The organism is Nocardia sp. NPDC059236, from assembly GCF_042754085.1.
Lineage (GTDB): Bacteria > Actinomycetota > Actinomycetes > Mycobacteriales > Mycobacteriaceae > Nocardia.
The window spans coordinates 1-2,563 of the sequence record NZ_JBHZAF010000059.1; the positions used below are offsets into that span (position 1 = coordinate 1).

3 protein-coding genes and 1 pseudogene are annotated in these 2,563 nt (G+C 72.2%); 3 read left to right on the forward strand and 1 reads right to left on the reverse strand.

The features are described from left to right. A partial coding sequence (locus ACFXIV_RS47745; RefSeq protein WP_379421517.1) for a glycosyltransferase occupies positions 1-284 on the reverse strand: 284 nt, incomplete at its 3' end. A gap of 301 nt (positions 285-585) precedes the next feature. On the opposite strand from ACFXIV_RS47745, the gene uppS reads away from it, so the two are divergent. The 3 genes and pseudogenes from uppS to ACFXIV_RS47760 all read left to right on the forward strand — a co-directional run bounded on the left by uppS (position 586) and on the right by ACFXIV_RS47760 (position 2,386). Beyond that, a complete protein-coding gene (gene uppS, locus ACFXIV_RS47750; protein ID WP_379421518.1) occupies positions 586-1,515 on the forward strand; it encodes a polyprenyl diphosphate synthase in 930 nt (309 codons plus the stop codon). Positions 1,516-1,755: 240 nt separating this feature from the next. After that, positions 1,756-2,145 (forward strand): annotated as a pseudogene (locus ACFXIV_RS47755) (squalene/phytoene synthase family protein); the annotation flags it as partial. 94 nt (positions 2,146-2,239) lie between these two features. Beyond that, complete coding sequence (locus ACFXIV_RS47760; protein WP_379421519.1) at positions 2,240-2,386, forward strand: hypothetical protein; 147 nt, start codon at positions 2,240-2,242, stop codon at positions 2,384-2,386. Positions 2,387-2,563: the final 177 nt, after the last annotated feature.

The following is a 2,563-nucleotide window of genomic DNA, read 5'->3' on the forward strand; positions in this document are numbered from 1 at the left end:
GCCATGTCCTTGACGTTCGCCGGGCTGATCATCTTGAGCGGGTTCGCGGCCCGGCGGATCTTGCCCGTCGCCACCGTCGTGAACGGAATGCCCTCGGCCGGGGCGACGCGGGCCTCCAGCCCGTGCGGGGTGCCGATCCACAGGACGTCGAGCGTTCCGCCGTCCGCGGCCAGCCGCGCCTGCAACGTCCTGATCGCGGTCAGGGCCGGATAGGTGTGTCCGCCGGTGCCTCCCCCCGTGACGAGGAGCCGGAAGGAGCGTGGAAGGGAAGGGTTCTCGGTCACGCCGCGCACCCTACTGGGCCGCCGCCCCGCCAGGGACCCGCGGCCCGTGCAACTCCGTCCCGTCGCGGGCGAGTCCGGCCCCGCCGCAGGACTCCGCCGCACGGTCCGTCACGTCGTCCGCCCCGTCGAGGCGGCTGCGTGGCAGGCGTGCACCATGCCGAGAATCCGCTGCAGTCGGCCTGCCATGGGCCGGCCCGTCCCGATATCAGGGGAAGCGCGGTGGCGAAGGGATACGACCGCCCACAGCGGGCATCTACCCTCCGAACAAGGACAGTTGCTCTGCGTGCCCACTGGAGGGCGGATGACACCCAGGACTCCTCCCAGGCATATCGCCTGCATCATGGACGGCAACGGCCGCTGGGCACAGCACCGCGGACTGGAGCGCACCCACGGCCACATGGCCGCCAGGGCTTCCTTCGAAGCGATCCTGGACAGCGCGCTGGAGGAGAAGGTCGAGTGGCTGTCGCTGTTCGCCTTCTCCACGGAGAACTGGTCACGCCCGGCTGAAGAGGTCGGCTTCCTGGTGCGCTTCCTCGCCCAGCATGTGATCGGTCGGGAGGCCCAGCGCATGCACAAGCGCGGGGTACGGCTGCGGCTGCTGGGCGGTGAGGACCCCCGCCTGCCCGCAGAGGCGGTCAACAGGCTGCGCGAAGCCGAGGAGCTCACCCGCGACAACACCACTCTCCAGCTGAGCCTGGCGTTCAACTACGGAGGCCGCCAGGACCTGTGCGAGGCCGCACGCTCCCTGGCCGCCCGGGAGGTCCCGGCCGAGCAGATCACCACCGAGGTCCTCGCCCGGCACATGCAGTTGCCCGAACTCCCTGACGTGGACCTGCTGCTGCGCACCGGGGGCGAGTACCGGCTGTCGAACTTCCTGCTGTGGCACAGCGCCTACGCCGAGCTCGTCTTCCTCGACGTACTGTGGCCCGACTTCCGTGCCTCGCACTTCCGGCACGCCATGGAGCTCTTCCACCAGCGCCGGCGCCGCTTCGGCAATCTGGGGGCGACGGACGCGGCCGACGCGTACGACAGGGTCGGCGGGGCCGAGACAGCCGACACGGTCGGCGCCACCGAGGCCGTGGCGGTCGGCGGCCGTGTCTCCCCGCCCACGGCGATCGCCTCCCAGCTGGGCACCACCCTGCGGGACGGGCTGCGGGAGACGGCCCGGTTCGCCCTGCATCAGCTCACCGCCGAATCGACGAAGCCCGAACGTGCGAGCCGGCTGTCGTGACCGCGCCCGGTCCGCCGCTGCTGCGTCAGCTGCTGACCCGGGCCACTCCCTGGCAGCGCACACTGCACCTGGCCGGGATCCCCCACGGCCGACTGCGCGGCGACTACACCGCGGCAGCACATGTGGTGGCCCGCCGGTACCCCGGCGCCTATGCTCCCGTTCGCCTCCTGGTCCCACCGGCCTGGCAGCCCCACCTGTTCACCGTGGGCGCCCTGGGCATCCATGCCGACTGCCTGGCGGATGCGCCGGTGCGATCCGGCGGCCTTCCACGCCTGGGCGGAGCAGGTCCGGCGGGGGCTGGCCACCGGCAGCGCCGAACAGCCCTTCCTGCGGGCCTTTCTGCACACGGTGCAGGTGCGGCCCCTCGACCCCGCCGACGTCCACGACTGTCTGGCGGGGCAGGCCTGCCGACTGGGGCTGACGGGTTACGCGACCGAGCAGGACCACCACGACAACGTCGACCGCAGCAACATGCCGGCCACCCGCCTGCTGCTCGCCGCCTGCCGCGTCCCGCGCCATCCACGCAACGAGACCGCGTCGAGACTGGCCCTCGACGCCGCCCAGCGCTGGGACGATCTCGCCGACCTGGCCGAGGACCTGCGAGACGGCTTCCTCCCCCTCCCCGAGACCGACCTGCGGCGAGGCCCGCGCCGCCTTCGAGGCCGCCCGTGCCGCCCTGGACGACGCCGACCCGGAAGTCCAGTTCCTCTACCGTCCGCTTCTGATGTGCCTCTTCCAGGGCTTGAAGGGCGTCGAGCGGCAGGGCGCCGGCCTGCTCCGCCCCGGCACCCTCTGGCACTTCCGCCTCTCGCCCACCGAGCTGATCGGTGACACCCTGCGCACCTTCCACCACCGCCTCCGCCTCACCTGACCGGGGCAGCGCGAAGGTCTACCAGCACGCGGCGCGATACGCCGCGCGCCCCCGCGGCGAGTGGAACGGGGCGGCCCGACAGGCCGACCCCCCGGATCAGGGAACCCCGGATACGACTCAGGGAACCCGGGGGCAGGAAGTGCCCGGAGCCGGACTTGAACCGCAACAGGACGAAGC

What these genes read in the sequence shown, in the direction of transcription:
- uppS (WP_379421518.1), top strand. Translation starts at nt 586, where the DNA reads ATGACACCCAGGACTCCTCCCAGGCATATCGCCTGCATCATGGACGGC.
- ACFXIV_RS47760 (WP_379421519.1), top strand. Translation starts at nt 2,240, where the DNA reads ATGTGCCTCTTCCAGGGCTTGAAGGGCGTCGAGCGGCAGGGCGCCGGC.